This is a genomic window from Erythrobacter sp., assembly GCF_036351135.1.
Lineage (GTDB): Bacteria > Pseudomonadota > Alphaproteobacteria > Sphingomonadales > Sphingomonadaceae > Erythrobacter.
Map to the genome: position 1 here is coordinate 29,353 of NZ_JAZBON010000007.1, position 13,593 is coordinate 42,945.

General features: G+C 63.9%; 13 protein-coding genes. 2 read left to right on the forward strand and 11 right to left on the reverse strand.

The window, feature by feature from the left end; genetic code table 11:
- The first annotated feature begins 71 nt into the window (after nucleotides 1-71).
- Nucleotides 72-725 carry an SOUL family heme-binding protein gene (locus V2I30_RS00770; protein WP_330660154.1) on the forward strand — a complete coding sequence of 218 codons (654 nt, stop codon included), beginning with the start codon at nucleotides 72-74 and terminating at the stop codon, nucleotides 723-725.
- A gap of 96 nt (nucleotides 726-821) precedes the next feature.
- Here the strand turns inward: V2I30_RS00770 and V2I30_RS00775 are convergent, their stop codons facing one another.
- From V2I30_RS00775 to V2I30_RS00820, 10 genes are all read right to left on the reverse strand, one after another.
- Nucleotides 822-1,100: a DUF1153 domain-containing protein gene (locus tag V2I30_RS00775; protein ID WP_330660155.1), complete on the reverse strand. Its 279-nt coding sequence runs from the start codon at nucleotides 1,098-1,100 to the stop codon at nucleotides 822-824.
- A 226-nt stretch (nucleotides 1,101-1,326) separates the two neighbouring features.
- Complete coding sequence (locus V2I30_RS00780; RefSeq protein WP_330660156.1) at nucleotides 1,327-3,462, reverse strand: prolyl oligopeptidase family serine peptidase; 2,136 nt, start codon at nucleotides 3,460-3,462, stop codon at nucleotides 1,327-1,329.
- Nucleotides 3,463-3,552: 90 nt separating this feature from the next.
- On the reverse strand, nucleotides 3,553-5,241 hold the full coding sequence (locus V2I30_RS00785; RefSeq protein WP_330660157.1) for a mechanosensitive ion channel family protein: 1,689 nt from the start codon (nucleotides 5,239-5,241) through the stop codon (nucleotides 3,553-3,555).
- A gap of 73 nt (nucleotides 5,242-5,314) precedes the next feature.
- Nucleotides 5,315-5,572, reverse strand: a complete 258-nt coding sequence (locus V2I30_RS00790) for an ATP synthase F1 subunit epsilon (RefSeq protein ID WP_330660158.1) — start codon at nucleotides 5,570-5,572, stop codon at nucleotides 5,315-5,317.
- 9 nt (nucleotides 5,573-5,581) lie between these two features.
- On the reverse strand, nucleotides 5,582-5,863 hold the full coding sequence (locus V2I30_RS00795) for a hypothetical protein (RefSeq protein WP_330660159.1): 282 nt from the start codon (nucleotides 5,861-5,863) through the stop codon (nucleotides 5,582-5,584).
- Nucleotides 5,863-7,335, reverse strand: coding sequence for a F0F1 ATP synthase subunit beta (atpD, locus tag V2I30_RS00800; protein WP_330660160.1), 1,473 nt, complete (start codon nucleotides 7,333-7,335; stop codon nucleotides 5,863-5,865). The genes V2I30_RS00795 and atpD overlap by 1 nt, the downstream gene beginning before the upstream one ends.
- A gap of 60 nt (nucleotides 7,336-7,395) precedes the next feature.
- The gene (locus V2I30_RS00805) at nucleotides 7,396-7,812 is read right to left on the reverse strand and encodes a hypothetical protein (RefSeq protein ID WP_330660161.1); all 417 of its coding nucleotides are present in this window, start codon (nucleotides 7,810-7,812) and stop codon (nucleotides 7,396-7,398) included.
- On the reverse strand, nucleotides 7,809-8,693 hold the full coding sequence (locus tag V2I30_RS00810) for a F0F1 ATP synthase subunit gamma (RefSeq protein ID WP_330660162.1): 885 nt from the start codon (nucleotides 8,691-8,693) through the stop codon (nucleotides 7,809-7,811). Before V2I30_RS00810 ends, V2I30_RS00805 begins: the two co-directional genes overlap by 4 nt.
- 13 nt (nucleotides 8,694-8,706) lie before the next feature.
- Nucleotides 8,707-10,236 (reverse strand): F0F1 ATP synthase subunit alpha, encoded by a 1,530-nt coding sequence (gene atpA, locus V2I30_RS00815; protein ID WP_330660163.1) that lies wholly within the window; start codon nucleotides 10,234-10,236, stop codon nucleotides 8,707-8,709.
- A gap of 29 nt (nucleotides 10,237-10,265) precedes the next feature.
- Nucleotides 10,266-10,820, reverse strand: coding sequence for a F0F1 ATP synthase subunit delta (locus tag V2I30_RS00820; protein ID WP_330660164.1), 555 nt, complete (start codon nucleotides 10,818-10,820; stop codon nucleotides 10,266-10,268).
- A 234-nt stretch (nucleotides 10,821-11,054) separates the two neighbouring features.
- On the opposite strand from V2I30_RS00820, the gene V2I30_RS00825 reads away from it, so the two are divergent.
- Entirely contained in the window at nucleotides 11,055-11,876 is an 822-nt protein-coding gene (locus tag V2I30_RS00825) for a TauD/TfdA dioxygenase family protein (protein ID WP_330660165.1), read from the forward strand.
- Between the two features lie 31 nt (nucleotides 11,877-11,907).
- Here the strand turns inward: V2I30_RS00825 and V2I30_RS00830 are convergent, their stop codons facing one another.
- The gene (locus V2I30_RS00830; protein WP_330660210.1) at nucleotides 11,908-13,527 is read right to left on the reverse strand and encodes a S1 family peptidase; all 1,620 of its coding nucleotides are present in this window, start codon (nucleotides 13,525-13,527) and stop codon (nucleotides 11,908-11,910) included.
- Nucleotides 13,528-13,593 lie beyond the last annotated feature (66 nt).

Below are 13,593 nucleotides of genomic sequence, written 5' to 3' on the forward strand. Positions count from 1 at the left end.
GCGCGCCGGGAACCAAAGGCGGCGGCGATGGCTGATCTGGCGAGACCCCATTTGAGCAAGGAGCACGAGACATGGGAATTGGACGCTGGCTCGCCGCGGGCGTCGGCCTTGCCGCCATCGGCGGCGCGGTCGCCTATGCGCAATATCGCAATATTGAAACGCCCGATCACGACGTCCTGATGACGGATGGCGATTTCGAGCTCAGGCAATATGCCCCGATGATCGTCGCCGAGGTGACCCATACCGGCTCACGCGATCGCGCCAGCAGCGCAGGCTTTCGTCGGCTCGCCGCCTATATCTTCGCCGAGGATCGCCCGGGTTCGGGCGCCAATGCGGATGAAAGCATCGAGATGACCGCGCCGGTGATGCAGGATCGGGTGGGCGAGGACGAGAAGATCGCCATGACCTCGCCCGTTCTTCAGGACAGCAAGGGCGGCGACGAATGGCGCACGCGCTTCGTCATGCCCTCGGAGTATTCGATGGCCGAGCTGCCGACACCGCCCGCCGACATCACGCTTGCCGAAGTGCCGCGGCGACGGGTGGCGGCCCTGCGCTTCTCCGGAAATCCGAGCGAGGCGGACCTGATCGTAATGGAAACGCGGCTCGAGGATTGGATCGAAACGCAGGGGTTCACGCGCAAGGGCGGGGTCGGATACGCGTTTTACGATGCGCCGATGGTGCCCGGGCCGTTGCGCCGGAACGAAGTCCTGATCGAAGTCGAATAACGGGCGAGGGGTGGCGACCGCGATCGGCGTAGCCGCCACCCATCCGGGTAACCATGGAACCGTGGCCCGGAGACTGTGGCCCCGTTCCTTATCTGTTTACGCTTCGGCCAGCTCGGGTCGCTGCATCTGCGGAGCAGGAGCCTTATCTCTTGCAGCGGCCGCCGGATTGGCGTCGGCAAAGTCGCGTTCCCACTCCTCGAACTCACTGCGGCTCAGGAGATAGCGTTCGCGCGCTTCGTGAAAACTGATGGCGCGTTCATGCACGGCGCGCACGACATCGGCCTTGCGGGTGGGCGACCAGTGCACCCGGTGGTTCTTCGGCAGGCCATAGCGCTTGATCGCATCGGCGATGGAAATATCGCGGGGGTAAGCCATCTCATTCACTCCTTCGTGCTCCACGTCGAAGGCGAAGATTGATTTTCGCACTTAACGAGGGCCTGCCAAAGATGGTTAATTGCGCGTTGACGACGCTCCCCGTTTCCCACTTGCGACGAATGGAGGACGAAGTGTCGAGCGGTTTTACAGCTAACCGTTTAGCCAACGAAAAGGGCGGCTCTCCGCTAGGAAAACCGCCCCTTGGCATGCGACGAGTCGCGCCCGCCTAGTCGTCCATCAGCTGCTGCATGAGATAGACATATTGCAGCGCCTGGATCTTCGCGCGCTGTTCGTTGTCGACCCCGCCCGAATGGCCGCCGACCGTATCCTCGAAGTAGTAGTAATCGTGTCCCTGCTCTTTCAAACGTGCAGCGCCCTTGCGGGCATGTGCGGGATGCGTGCGGTCATCGGCAGTCGAAGCCCAAAGGAATGGCGTGGGGTAGTCCTCGCCTTCCTCGATCATCTGGTAGGGCGAATAGGCCTCGATCCAGGCGCGCTGTTCGGGAATGCGCGGATCGCCATATTCGCCGATCCAAGAGGCGCCGCGTCCGATCAGGTGATAGCGCAGCATGTCGAAGAGCGGGATCTGCACGATCGCTGCGCCGAACAGGTCGGGCCGCTGGGTGAAGGCCGTGCCAACCAGCAGGCCCCCTTGCGAGCCGCCCTGAATGCCGAGATGTTCGGGACTGGTGAAGCCGCGGTCCACCAGATCCTGACCCACCGCGATGAAATCGTCCCAGGTGCGCTGCTTGTTCTCGCGGATCGCGGTCTGATGCCAGCCGGGTCCGAATTCGCCGCCGCCGCGTAGGTTTGCGAGCACATAGGCGCCGCCACGCTCCATCCACAGCTTGCCCGTCGAGCCGAGATAGGCGGGGAGCCGCGGGATCTGGAAGCCGCCATAGCCGGTCATCAGGACAGCGGTGTCGCCGTCCATCGCCATGCCTTCGGGCTTGACGATAAAATAGGGGATCTTGGTGCCGTCCGCACTCGTCGCCTCGTGCTGTTCGACTTCCATGCCATCGGGCGCGAAATAGGCGGGCGAGGTCTTGACCACCTGCGGCGCGGCGCTGCCATCGGTGTAGTAAAGCGTCGTCGGCTCCAGGAAGCCGGTTACGGTGTACATCACCTGATCGGTTTCGTTGGACGACGCCGCAATGCCGAGCGTCGCATTGTCGGGCAATTCGACTTCGCTGCTGACCCAGTCGCCATCCTCGAAATCGAATTTGAGGATCTTGCCCACCACATTGTCAAGCATGGTGACGTAAAGCGAATTGGCCGTGATCGCCCCGCCACGCTTGGTCTGGCGTTCTGCGGGCGCCCAGACGAGCGTCTTGGCCGCGCCATTGGGGTCCGCCTTCCATTCCTCAAGATCGACCGCGATCAGGCTGTCGGCGGGGAAAGTCTGGCCGTCCACTTCCCATTCCACATCGGTCGAATAGAGCAGCTGCCCATCGACGATGCCGTAGGGTGAGGCTTTTTTCGGGATGTCGAGCGGGAGCCATTCGCCGTCCTTCTCGACGTAATAGAGCGTCTCGTGGAAGCTCACGCCCCTGAAGGCGGTGCGCGCATGGATCACCGAGTTCGCATCGCGCAGCAGGCTGGCCCCGGCCCAAACGTCGCTTTTCTCGCCGCGAAAGATTTCCTGCGCATCCTCAATGCTCGTCCCGCGCTTCCAGATGCGGCTGGTGTAGGGATATTCGCTTTCGGTCTGGAGCTCATCGGAGAAATTACGCCCGACGAGCAGCGTGTCTTCATCGATCCACTGGATGCCGCCCTGGCTCTTTTGATCAAGCACGAATCCGTCCTCGACGAAACTCTTCGTGGCGGTGTCGAATTCGCGCATGATGGTCGCATCTTCGCCGCCATCCGAAAGCGCAATCATGCATTTGTTGAGGGCGGGCGGCAAACACGTCGAGCCCTTGTAGACCCATTCCTTGCCCTCGGCCGCGGCAAGCGCGTCGATGTCGAGAATGGTCTCCCATTCGGGCTCTTCGGTCTGATAGCTTTCGAGCGTGGTGCGGCGCAGCACACCCTTGGGGTTCTCTTTATCCTGCCAGAAATTGTAGAGACCGTCGGGGCGAAAGCTCACGAAGGGAATGCGATCCTCGCTGTCGTAGATCGCCAGCGCCTCGGCCTTGAGCGTTTCGAAGCGCGGATCGGCTTCGAGCACTGCGAGCGTGCGCTCATTCTCCGCCTCGACCCATTCGAGCGCTTCGTCGCTGCGGGCTTCTTCAAGATAGATATAGGGGTCTTCGTCCGGGCCGGGCACGCCGCTATCGTCCATGTGCGCTTCGGCTGCGGCGGAGGTGGCTGCGCCGATCGTCATGATTGCTGCCAGGGCAAGTGTGGAAACAAGTTTCAAAGATCCTCTCCTTGGGGAAATCGTCGGGGAGGTTGTGCCGCGCACCGCGCTGATTGTGAAGAGCAAAAGCCGCGGGGCCATGACGCGCAGCTATTCGGCGGCGAGCCGGTGCCGCTCGTCGATCTGCACCTCGCGTTCGCGCGAGAAGAAGGCGGGGGCCGGCTCGCCATCGGTTCCGGCATCGAGCCGGGCGGCGGCGGCGATCATCTCTTCGCGCAAACGGCAATGCATGGCCCAGCCGATTTTGGGGTCCTTTGCCCGCGCCATGAACCGCACCGTCATCGCCTTGGCGTCGTGATCGATGACCGCGACCTTCGCCTCGTCCTTTTCGATGATATCGTCGGCATCCTCGACGAAGCGCGCAAATTCCTTACGCAAGGCGTCGACATCCGCGCGGTGATCGAGCTTCAGCTCGACATGCATCATTTGGTTGGGATCGGTCTTGGTCCAGTTCTCGAAACTGGTGTTCACGAAGGAGGAGACCGGCGCCATCATCCGCCGTTCGTCCCATGTCCGCAGGCGCAGATGGGTGAAGCCGATCCGCTCGACATAGCACCACTGCCCCTGCCAATGGACCGCATCGCCGATGCGTGCCGTCTTGGCGAAGGCGATCTGGATGCTCGCCATCAGGTCGCCTAGCGCCTGGCGCGCTGCGAAAACTAGGATCAGGCCGAGAAACCCGGCCGAGGCGAGCAGGCTGAAACCCAGCGTGTTCGTGATATCGGTCTGCAACAGCACCACCGCGCCGGCGACCAGAACGACGAACACGGTGATGAGCCGGCGCCCGGCCGACAGTTTGGTGAAATAGTCGCGCGCATCCTCGTTGTCGGGGTCTTCGAGTTCGTCGGTCCGCCTGCGCGAGGCGAATTGCACCGCCGTGTCGATCGCCGAGAGCGCGATCGCTACCACCGCAGCGACGAACAGGGTGATCTGCAGCGGATCGAGCACCGCGGCGACCGTGCCCGAAAAGTTGAACACGCCCGCGCGCAAGAGGGCGAAGGTGCCGGCGAGGACCGCCAGAGCGGCAGGGATCTGGATTGCCCGCAACACCCCATCGATAAGGCCCTCGTCGCTCTGAGAAGAACGGAGCCGCGAGATCCCCTTATAAGTCAGCGCCGCCGCGCCGAGTGCGAGCAGAAACACGATAGGCAGTGCGAGCACCTCCCACCAGGCGAGCGTCCAGAACGCCTGAGCACGCAGGAACGTGGGGAGCGAACGCTCGAACCGGGTTGGGCCGTAGCGTTGATAAAGCGCGGGGATATTCTCGACGGTCTGGCGGCTGAACATCCACATCGGGTCTTCGCCAGGCGCCTGAAGCCGCTCGAGGCGGATCGAATAGTCGCGGCCCTCCGCGCGCAGATACCACAGAGCGAGATTGCGGCGCGGTTCGCCCGACAGCGGTGCGTCGGCGGTGGAATTGACATCGACGGCGTCGGGCCGATCGGGGATGGAGCGCCAGTCGACCACCACCGAGCGGCGGACGATTTCGAAGGTCTGCCGGGCAAGCTGCGGACCGAGGCGCGCCTGTTCCCCTTCGGGCAATTCGGCCAGATCGAGCGCATGCGCCGCCCGCGTCCAGTCCTCTTCGAAACCGGCGTCGAGAAAGCTTTCGAGGACGGATTGCGGGGTTTCGAGATCGAGCGGCGGATCGGCGGCGGGAAGCCCGGTATTGATCGGGTCGACCTCGTAGACATGCGGCTCGGGCGCAGCGGGCACGTCCTCGCTCGTCTGTGCGAGCGATGGAGCTGCCAGCAAAAGGACAAGCCATGCGATGATCAAGCGGATGATGGGCGCCTCCGTTCCCTCTCCCCCGCCAACGGCGGGCAAGCCGCGAGGTTCCGACGGTCGGAGTTCAGCCTTCGACCTTTTCCGCGAGCACGGTGAGACCGTTTTCGCCAACCTCCGCGAAGCCGCCGCGGACCTCGATCGTCTCGGGCGTGGCGCCTTCAGTCTTGTAAACCTGAACTGCGCCATCGCGGATCGTGCTCATGAAGGGCGCATGCCCCTCGAGGACGCCGAATTCGCCTTCGGTGCCTGGTACGACGACCATGTGGACGTCTTCGCTGCGGACCAGCTTGGCAGGGGTTACGAGTTCAAAGTGGAGTGCCACGGAAATATCCTATTGCGATTGTGCTGCTTCGGCCTCGCGGCGCGCTTCTTCGACGGCAGCATCAAGGCTCGACTGCATTTCGGACAAGCCCTGTTCGAGCTCGCCCATCCGCGCGATCATCTGTTCCTTGCGTTCATCGCTGATGCTGTCGGGATTTCGGCACGGTTCGCTGTTGGCGAGCATCGGGGTGTTCTCGCAGGCTTCGGCGAAGCGCTGGTCGACATCCGAGCCGCCGGCGCAGCCTGCAAGCGCGATGCCCATCGCAACAACGGTTCCGAACGCACGGTTCATCACGCGTCCTCGGCGAGCTTCTGAGCCTTCTCGACCGCCATATCGATGCCGCCGACCATGTAGAAGGCCGCTTCGGGCAGGTGATCGTATTCGCCGTCGACCACCGCCTTGAAGCTCTTCACCGTGTCTTCGAGCTGCACGAACAGGCCGGGGATGTTGGTGAAGACCTCGGCGACGTGGAAGGGCTGGCTGAGGAACTTCTGGATTTTGCGCGCGCGGCTGACGGTCAGTTTGTCCTCTTCGGAGAGCTCATCCATGCCAAGAATGGCGATGATGTCCTGGAGCGACTTGTACTTCTGCAGCGTTTCCTGAACGCGGCGGGCGGTGTCGTAATGCTCCTGACCCACGACGCGCGGCTCGAGCACACGCGACGTGGAGTCGAGTGGGTCGACCGCCGGATAGATGCCGAGCTCGGAGATCGCGCGCGACAGTGTGGTAGTTGCGTCAAGGTGCGCGAACGAGGTCGCAGGTGCCGGATCGGTCAAGTCATCCGCGGGCACGTAGATCGCCTGCACAGAGGTGATCGACCCCTTATTGGTCGAGGTGATGCGCTCCTGCAGGTTCCCCATGTCGGTCGACAGGGTCGGCTGATAGCCCACCGCCGAAGGGATGCGGCCGAGCAGCGCCGACACTTCCGAACCCGCCTGCGTGAAGCGGAAGATGTTGTCGACGAAGAACAGGACGTCCTGGCCTTCCTCGTCGCGGAAATATTCGGCCATGGTCAGGCCGGAAAGGGCGACGCGGGCACGTGCGCCCGGCGGCTCGTTCATTTGACCGAAGACGAGAGCCACTTTCGAACCCTCGGAGATGGCATTGCCGTCTTCGTCCTTCGCGATGACGCCGGCGTCGAGGAATTCGTGGTAGAGGTCGTTGCCCTCACGGGTACGCTCACCCACGCCCGCAAAGACCGAAACGCCGCCGTGGCCCTTGGCGATGTTGTTGATGAGTTCCTGGATCAGCACGGTCTTGCCTACCCCCGCGCCGCCGAACAGGCCGATCTTGCCGCCTTTCGCGTAAGGGGCGAGCAGGTCGATCACCTTGATGCCGGTGACGAGAATGTCGGCTTCGGTCGACTGGTCGACGAATTCGGGAGCCTCGGCGTGGATCGGAGCGCTCATTTCCGCGCCGATCGGGCCGCGCTCGTCGATCGCTTCGCCGACGACGTTCATGATGCGGCCCAGCGTCTTGGGGCCGACGGGAACGCTAATCTGGGCGCCGGTATTGGTGACTTCCTGTCCGCGTACGAGCCCGTCGGTGCCATCCATCGCGATCGTGCGAACGGTGCTCTCGCCAAGGTGCTGCGCGACTTCGAGGACGAGCGTCTTGCCGTCATTCTTTGTTTCGAGCGCGGTCAGAATCGCGGGCAGCTCGCCTTCGAACTGAACGTCGACGACGGCGCCGATGACCTGGCTGATGGTGCCGTTTCCGGAAAGGTTCGGCTTGGTCTGATTGAGCGCGGGGGCGGTGGCCATGATTGCAATTTCCTGTCGTGCTGCCTCGGCGCGCCGTGCGCGCTTCGGCGTGTCTATCAATTAATCTTCGATGGGCGCGTCGGCGGCTTCGGCGGCCATCGCATCGGCGCGGGCCAGCGAATCGCAGAAGCGGGGATCGTCGGCGACCGTCCAGCCGTCACCCACCTGGGAGATGGAGAGGCTGCGCTCGGTTCCTTCCGGATCGCCTTCGAAAGCGAATTCGCAGGTGAAGCTGGCGCCCAGATCGACCGCTTCGCACATCGAGCTGCGCAGCTGGGAACGCAGGGTTGGGCAGGCTTCGTCGAGCGCCAGCTGAACCGTCGCCATGTCGGGCGCTTCGGAGCTGTCGCCGATGACGCCTTCCGCGGTGACGTCGGCTTCGAGCTGATCAGGCGCGAGGTCGGCGGTGTCCGATCCGTCTGGTTCCGAACAAGCGGCAAGGCTGGCGATGAGGCTGAGTGCGACGAGCTTTTTCATAGCGCTTCGGCTCCTGCGATGATTTCGATGAGTTCGGTGGTGATCGCGGCCTGGCGGCTGCGATTGTATTGAATGGTCAGCTTGTTGATGAGGTCGCCGGCATTGCGCGTCGCATTATCCATGGCGGTCATCGAGGCGCCCTGTTCCGACGCTTCGCGCTCCAGCAATGCGCCGAACAGCTGCGTCTTGACGTAGCGCGGCAGCAGCTCTTCGAGGATTTCCTCTTCGCCCGGTTCGTATTCGACCATCGCACCCGCGTCCGCTTTGCCATCCGTCTCGCCCGCCTCGGGGGAGGGGACCGGGATCAGCTGGTTGACGGTCGGATCCTGCGAGAGCGCGGTCTTGAAGACGGGGAAGATCAGATGCGCGATGTCGTATTTGCCGTCCTCGTACATCTCGATAAGCTCGCTGGCGATGGCGTCCGCTTCCTCGAAGCCGGGAGTCTTCACATTCGACGTGTCGAAATGCCTGCCGATGCGCTCGGCATGGTCGCGCTTGATCGGCGCGCGGCCCTTCTTACCCACGAGATAGAACTCGACGGTCTTGCCCTGGCCCAGAAGCTCCTGCGCCTTGGACTTGGCCGCCTTGACAATGTTCGAGTTGAGACCGCCGCACAGGCCCTTGTCGGTGTTGACGACGACCAGCAGGTGACGCTGATCGCTGCCGGTCCCGGCAAGCAGCTTGGGCGCGCTGTCGCCCGACACCTTGCCCGCAAGGCTCGCCATCACGGAGGTCAGCCGTTCCTGATAGGGACGCGCGGCCTCGGCCGCCGCCTGCGCGCGGCGCAGCTTGGCCGCGGCGACCATCTGCTTGGCCTTGGTGATCTTCTGGGTCGACTTGACCGAGTTGATCCGACCTTTGAGTTCCTTGAGTGAGGGCACCTAACGTTACCTCTTAAGCAAACTGCTTCGAAAAGTTTTCAAGGCCGGCGACGACCGCCGCCTTGGTATCGTCCTCGAACTTGCCGGTGTCGCTGATGGTCTTCAGCACGTCGGAATGTTCGCTGCGGAAATAGGCGAGCATCTGCTCTTCGTACTCGGTCACGCGGTCGACGGCGACATCGTCGATGAAGCCGTTGGTGCCGGCGAAAATCGAGATCACCTGCTCTTCGACCGGCATCGGCGAGAATTGCTTCTGCTTCAACAGCTCGGTCAGGCGCGCGCCGCGATTGAGCAGCTTTTGCGTCGCGGCGTCGAGGTCCGAGCCGAACTGAGCGAAGGCCGCCATTTCGCGATATTGCGCAAGGTCCAGTTTCATCGAGCCCGAGACCTTCTTCATCGCCTTGGTCTGGGCGGCGCCGCCGACGCGGCTGACCGACAGGCCGACGTTGATCGCGGGCCGAATACCCTGGAAGAACAGGTCGGTTTCAAGGAAGATCTGACCGTCAGTGATCGAGATCACGTTGGTCGGAATATAGGCCGAGACGTCGCCCGCCTGCGTTTCGATGATCGGTAGTGCGGTGAGCGAGCCGCCACCATTGTCGGGGTTCATCTTCGCCGCGCGCTCGAGCAGACGGCTGTGCAGGTAGAACACGTCGCCCGGATAGGCTTCGCGGCCCGGCGGGCGGCGCAGCAGCAGCGACATCTGACGATAGGCGACCGCCTGTTTCGAAAGGTCGTCATAGACGATCACGGCGTGCATGCCGTTGTCGCGGAAAAACTCGCCCATGGTGCAGCCGGTATACGGCGCGAGATATTGCAGCGGGGCGGGCTCCGAAGCGGTCGCGGCGACGACGATCGAATATTCCATCGCGCCGTTTTCTTCGAGGCTTTTGACGATCTGCGCGACCGTCGAGCGCTTCTGGCCGACCGCGACATAGATGCAGTAGAGCTTTTTTGCCTCGTCGTCCGACGCGTTGACATCCTTCTGGTTGATGAAGGTGTCGATCGCGACAGCGGACTTGCCGGTCTGGCGGTCGCCGATGATGAGCTCGCGCTGACCGCGGCCCACGGGGACAAGCGCGTCGATCGCCTTGAGGCCCGACTGCACCGGCTCACTGACCGATTCGCGCGGGATGATGCCCGGCGCCTTCACTTCGACGCGGCGACGTTCGGCCGCCTCGATCGGGCCCTTGCCGTCGATCGGGTTGCCAAGTGCATCGACCACGCGGCCGAGGAGTCCCTTGCCGACCGGCACGTCGACGATCGTCTCGGTGCGCTTGACGGTGTCGCCTTCCTTGATCTCGGCGTCCGAGCCGAAGATCACGACGCCCACATTGTCCGCCTCGAGGTTGAGCGCCATGCCCTGAACGCCGTTCGCGAACTCGACCATCTCGCCGGCCTGCACCTTGTCGAGCCCGTGGATGCGGGCGATCCCGTCGCCGACGCTGAGCACAGTGCCGACTTCGCTGACCTGCGCTTCGGTGCCGAAATTGGCGATCTGGTCCTTGATGACCTTGGAGATTTCTGCGGCGCGAATTTCCATGTTTTCAGTCCTTTGAGGCTTTTCCGCCTTTAGGCCTTCATGGCCTGGGAGAGAGATTTCAAACGGGTGCGGATCGAGGCGTCGATACGCTCCGATCCGATGGTGACGACGAGGCCGCCGAGAAGATCGGGATCGACATCGTGGGAAAGCATGACGGTGCGGCCCTGCCGCGCGGTCAGTTTGGTCTTGAGAGCGGCGAGCTGTTCCTCGCTAAGCGGATGCGCGCTCGTCACCTTGGCCGAAACCTCGCCGCGCTGCGCCGCCGCGATCGCCCGAAAGGCGGCGATCATTGCGGGTAGCTTGGACAGGCGGCGATTGCCGGCGAGCACGCCGAGGAAATTGATGGTCAGCTCAGTCAGCGAAAGGTGGTGCGCAATCGCGGAGATCGCGTCACCCTGCTGCTTGCGCGAGAGCTGCGGACTGGCGGTGACGCTGCGTAGCTCGGGCGATTGATCGAGCGCCTGATCGAGCGCTGCCAGATCGTTCTCGACCGCGCTGACATTGCCCGCTTCCGAGGCGAGGTCGAACAGCGCCGAAGCATAGCGTCCTGCAAGGCTGGCCTGAATCCCGGCGGAAATATCCACGCGCTTGAACCCTCTTTGAGGAATGAAGAAAAACCGTGCCGCTTGAACGGCCGAGACCGGTCGCCCCACCGAAGGGAGCGTCGCAAGTGCCTCTTGCCGAAGCTGGCGCGCGCCTAGCAATTGAATCCCGACAGCGCAAGCAGCCCTTGGCCCACATTTTCTGGACACCGCCCGTCCCTTGAGTCATCCTTTCAAGGTGGAAGGCCGAAGAAGCCGTGGGAGAGAGTAATGGACATGACGCCGATGGCGCCCAAATGCGGCGTCGAAATTTTCGGAGTGTCGCTTGCCAAATGCAGCGACGAGGAGATGGATGCGATCAAGCAGGCGATCTACGAACATGGGGTCGCCATCTTTCGCGGGCAGGATTTCAGCCCCGAGTCCCACATCACCTTCGGCAAGCGCTGGGGCGGGATCGACGTCAACAACTACTTCCCGCTGACCGAGGATTACGACGAGATCGCGGTGGTCAAGAAGGATCCCGATCAGCAGACCAATATCGGCGGGGCCTGGCATACGGATCATTCCTACGATCAGATACCGGCGATGGGTTCGGTCCTGGTCGCGCGCCACCTTCCCCCGCGCGGCGGTGATACGATGTGGGCGCATATGGGCGCTGCCTACGACGCGCTGCCCGACGAGCTGAAGCAGGCGTGCGAGGGTCTGGAGGCGTTCCACACCGCCGATCACGTCTACAAGGAAGGCGGCCTCTACGCGCAGACCGACATGGGCAAGTCCCTGCGCGGTCAGGACATGAAGACCGGCGCGGTGCACCCGGTCGTCATTCGTCATCCGCATACCGGGCGCAAGCTGCTCTACGTGAACAGTGCCTTCACCATCCATTTCGTCGGCCAGACCCGCGAGGAGAGCCTGCCGCTTCTGCAAAAGCTATTCGCCGCCGCGCTGACGAGCGACAATCAATGCCGCCTGCAATGGAAGCCCGGAACAGTGGCGATCTGGGACAATCGCACGACCTGGCACAATGCGATGAACGATTATCAGGGCCATTATCGCGAGATGCACCGCATTACGCTGAGCGGCGAAGCGCTGGCGGCTTAGCCATTCGCGCGAGGGCGGGTCTTCGACGCTATCACGTCTCCCCCTCCGCTCCCGCCTCGCTCCGCGGTTCGCAGCTGTACACCAGCCGCTCGTTCGGCCGCTCCGGCAACAGCGCGAGCAGCGCGGATTGCTGTTCGCCCAGCAGCCGCGCGGCGTCTTCGGTGCCGCAAGCTGGCGGATCGTATTGCCTCCGCGCCTCGCGCGCCGCGTTCATCGCGCTGCGCCCGAGGAAGTAGCGTTCGGAGCGATAGGTCCGGCTCTCCGGATCGTAGGTGTTGACCGAGACCGATTCCTCGTCGCCAGGCACCAGCACGCGGGTCCAGTCGCCGCCAACCAGACCGTATTGCGTGCGCTCGTTGACGCAGCCATCCGCCTCCCATCCGAAGGCGACATCGTCGGTGCGCGCGCCGGTGATGCGGCTGCGCTCGGGGATGAGGGTGCAGATGAGCGCGCTGTCGGCGATGGCTCGTGGCGGATCGACCGTGCCCCCCGCGGCTTGGCCGTCCTCCTCGGCCATCAGCTCCGCCACCCGATCCTCGATATCGGCGAAGCCGGGCCGCAGGATCCAGATCAGCGCTGCGCCGACCAGCGCAACGCCTGCCGCGGCGGCGGCCATGATCGCGCGCCGGCGTTTGTCGGGCCGCTCCGCCTGCTTCTCGCGCAGCTGCCAGGCGACCAGCCCTGCGCCGATCGCGGCGAGCAGCAGGAGCAGCGCCAGCGCCATCGCATTCTCGCGCCGTTCGATCACTTCGAGCTGTGCGCGCATCCGCGCCTCCGCCAGTTGCTCGCGCTGCTCGGCCGCGCGCGCGTCGAGCCGCGCCTGCGCTTCGGCTCGCTGCGCGTCGAACAGAGCGCGCTCGGCAGCGTTCAATTCCTCGATCGAGCGGCAGGGTAGCGTGTTCACCGCCGGCTCCACCCCGTTCTCGCGCAGGAAGGGCAGCAATTCGCGCAAGCTGACCGCGAAGTAGAATTCGGCATCGGACCCGTCCGAATCGGCCCCGAAACTGTTGACGCCGACCACCCGCCCGCAGCCGTCGAGCAGCGGCCCACCCGAATTGCCGCGCGCGATGGGCGCGGTGTGCAGGATCGTGTCGAACTGGCGGCTTGGTCGCTGTCCCGACAGGAAGCCGCGGCTCTTAACCGGCGGCTGGGCGCGGAAGATGTCGCGCATCTCCAGGCCCTGCGCGAGGTCGACATTCATCGGATAGCCGACCGCCGAAACCTCGCCCATGTCGCCGCCGGCACTGCCTGCCAGCGCCAAGGGCGGCAGGCGCAGCGCCCCGTCGGCAATCTCGAGCAGCGCCAGGTCGTTGCGTGGACTCACCGCCACGGGGGTCGCAAAGGTGCCGCCCGCCTCGGTCGGCCCTTCGCTCGGCACGATGCCGATCCGCAGCGTGTCGTCGAGCAATGCCTCGCGGATGACATGCGCGTTGGTGACGACGCGGGTCGGGGTGACAGCAAACCCGCTGCCATGGGTGAGCGGGCGCACTTCCTCACCACTGCTGTCGATCAGCACCACGCGCACCACACCGCGCGCCGCGGCGTCGATATCGCCGGCATCGGCCGAGGCCGGGGCGGGGAGCATCGCGGCGAGCGCGCCGATCAGCAGGATGAGAAAGGCCCGCAGGCGGGCCGGCAGAAGGACATACATTTCAGACACGGCAATACGCGGCCTGCGACATTGACCGCAAGCTCCGGGGTGCGCAAATTCGCGGAT

Excerpts from the sequence above, each read along its gene's own strand:
- V2I30_RS00830 (WP_330660210.1), bottom strand. The coding sequence starts at position 13,527 with ATGTATGTCCTTCTGCCGGCCCGCCTGCGGGCCTTTCTCATCCTGCTG.
- V2I30_RS00795 (WP_330660159.1), bottom strand. The coding sequence starts at position 5,863 with ATGAACCGTGCGTTCGGAACCGTTGTTGCGATGGGCATCGCGCTTGCA.
- atpD (WP_330660160.1), bottom strand. The coding sequence starts at position 7,335 with ATGGCCACCGCCCCCGCGCTCAATCAGACCAAGCCGAACCTTTCCGGA.
- V2I30_RS00825 (WP_330660165.1), top strand. The coding sequence starts at position 11,055 with ATGACGCCGATGGCGCCCAAATGCGGCGTCGAAATTTTCGGAGTGTCG.
- atpA (WP_330660163.1), bottom strand. The coding sequence starts at position 10,236 with ATGGAAATTCGCGCCGCAGAAATCTCCAAGGTCATCAAGGACCAGATC.
- V2I30_RS00770 (WP_330660154.1), top strand. The coding sequence starts at position 72 with ATGGGAATTGGACGCTGGCTCGCCGCGGGCGTCGGCCTTGCCGCCATC.
- V2I30_RS00775 (WP_330660155.1), bottom strand. The coding sequence starts at position 1,100 with ATGGCTTACCCCCGCGATATTTCCATCGCCGATGCGATCAAGCGCTAT.
- V2I30_RS00805 (WP_330660161.1), bottom strand. The coding sequence starts at position 7,812 with ATGAAAAAGCTCGTCGCACTCAGCCTCATCGCCAGCCTTGCCGCTTGT.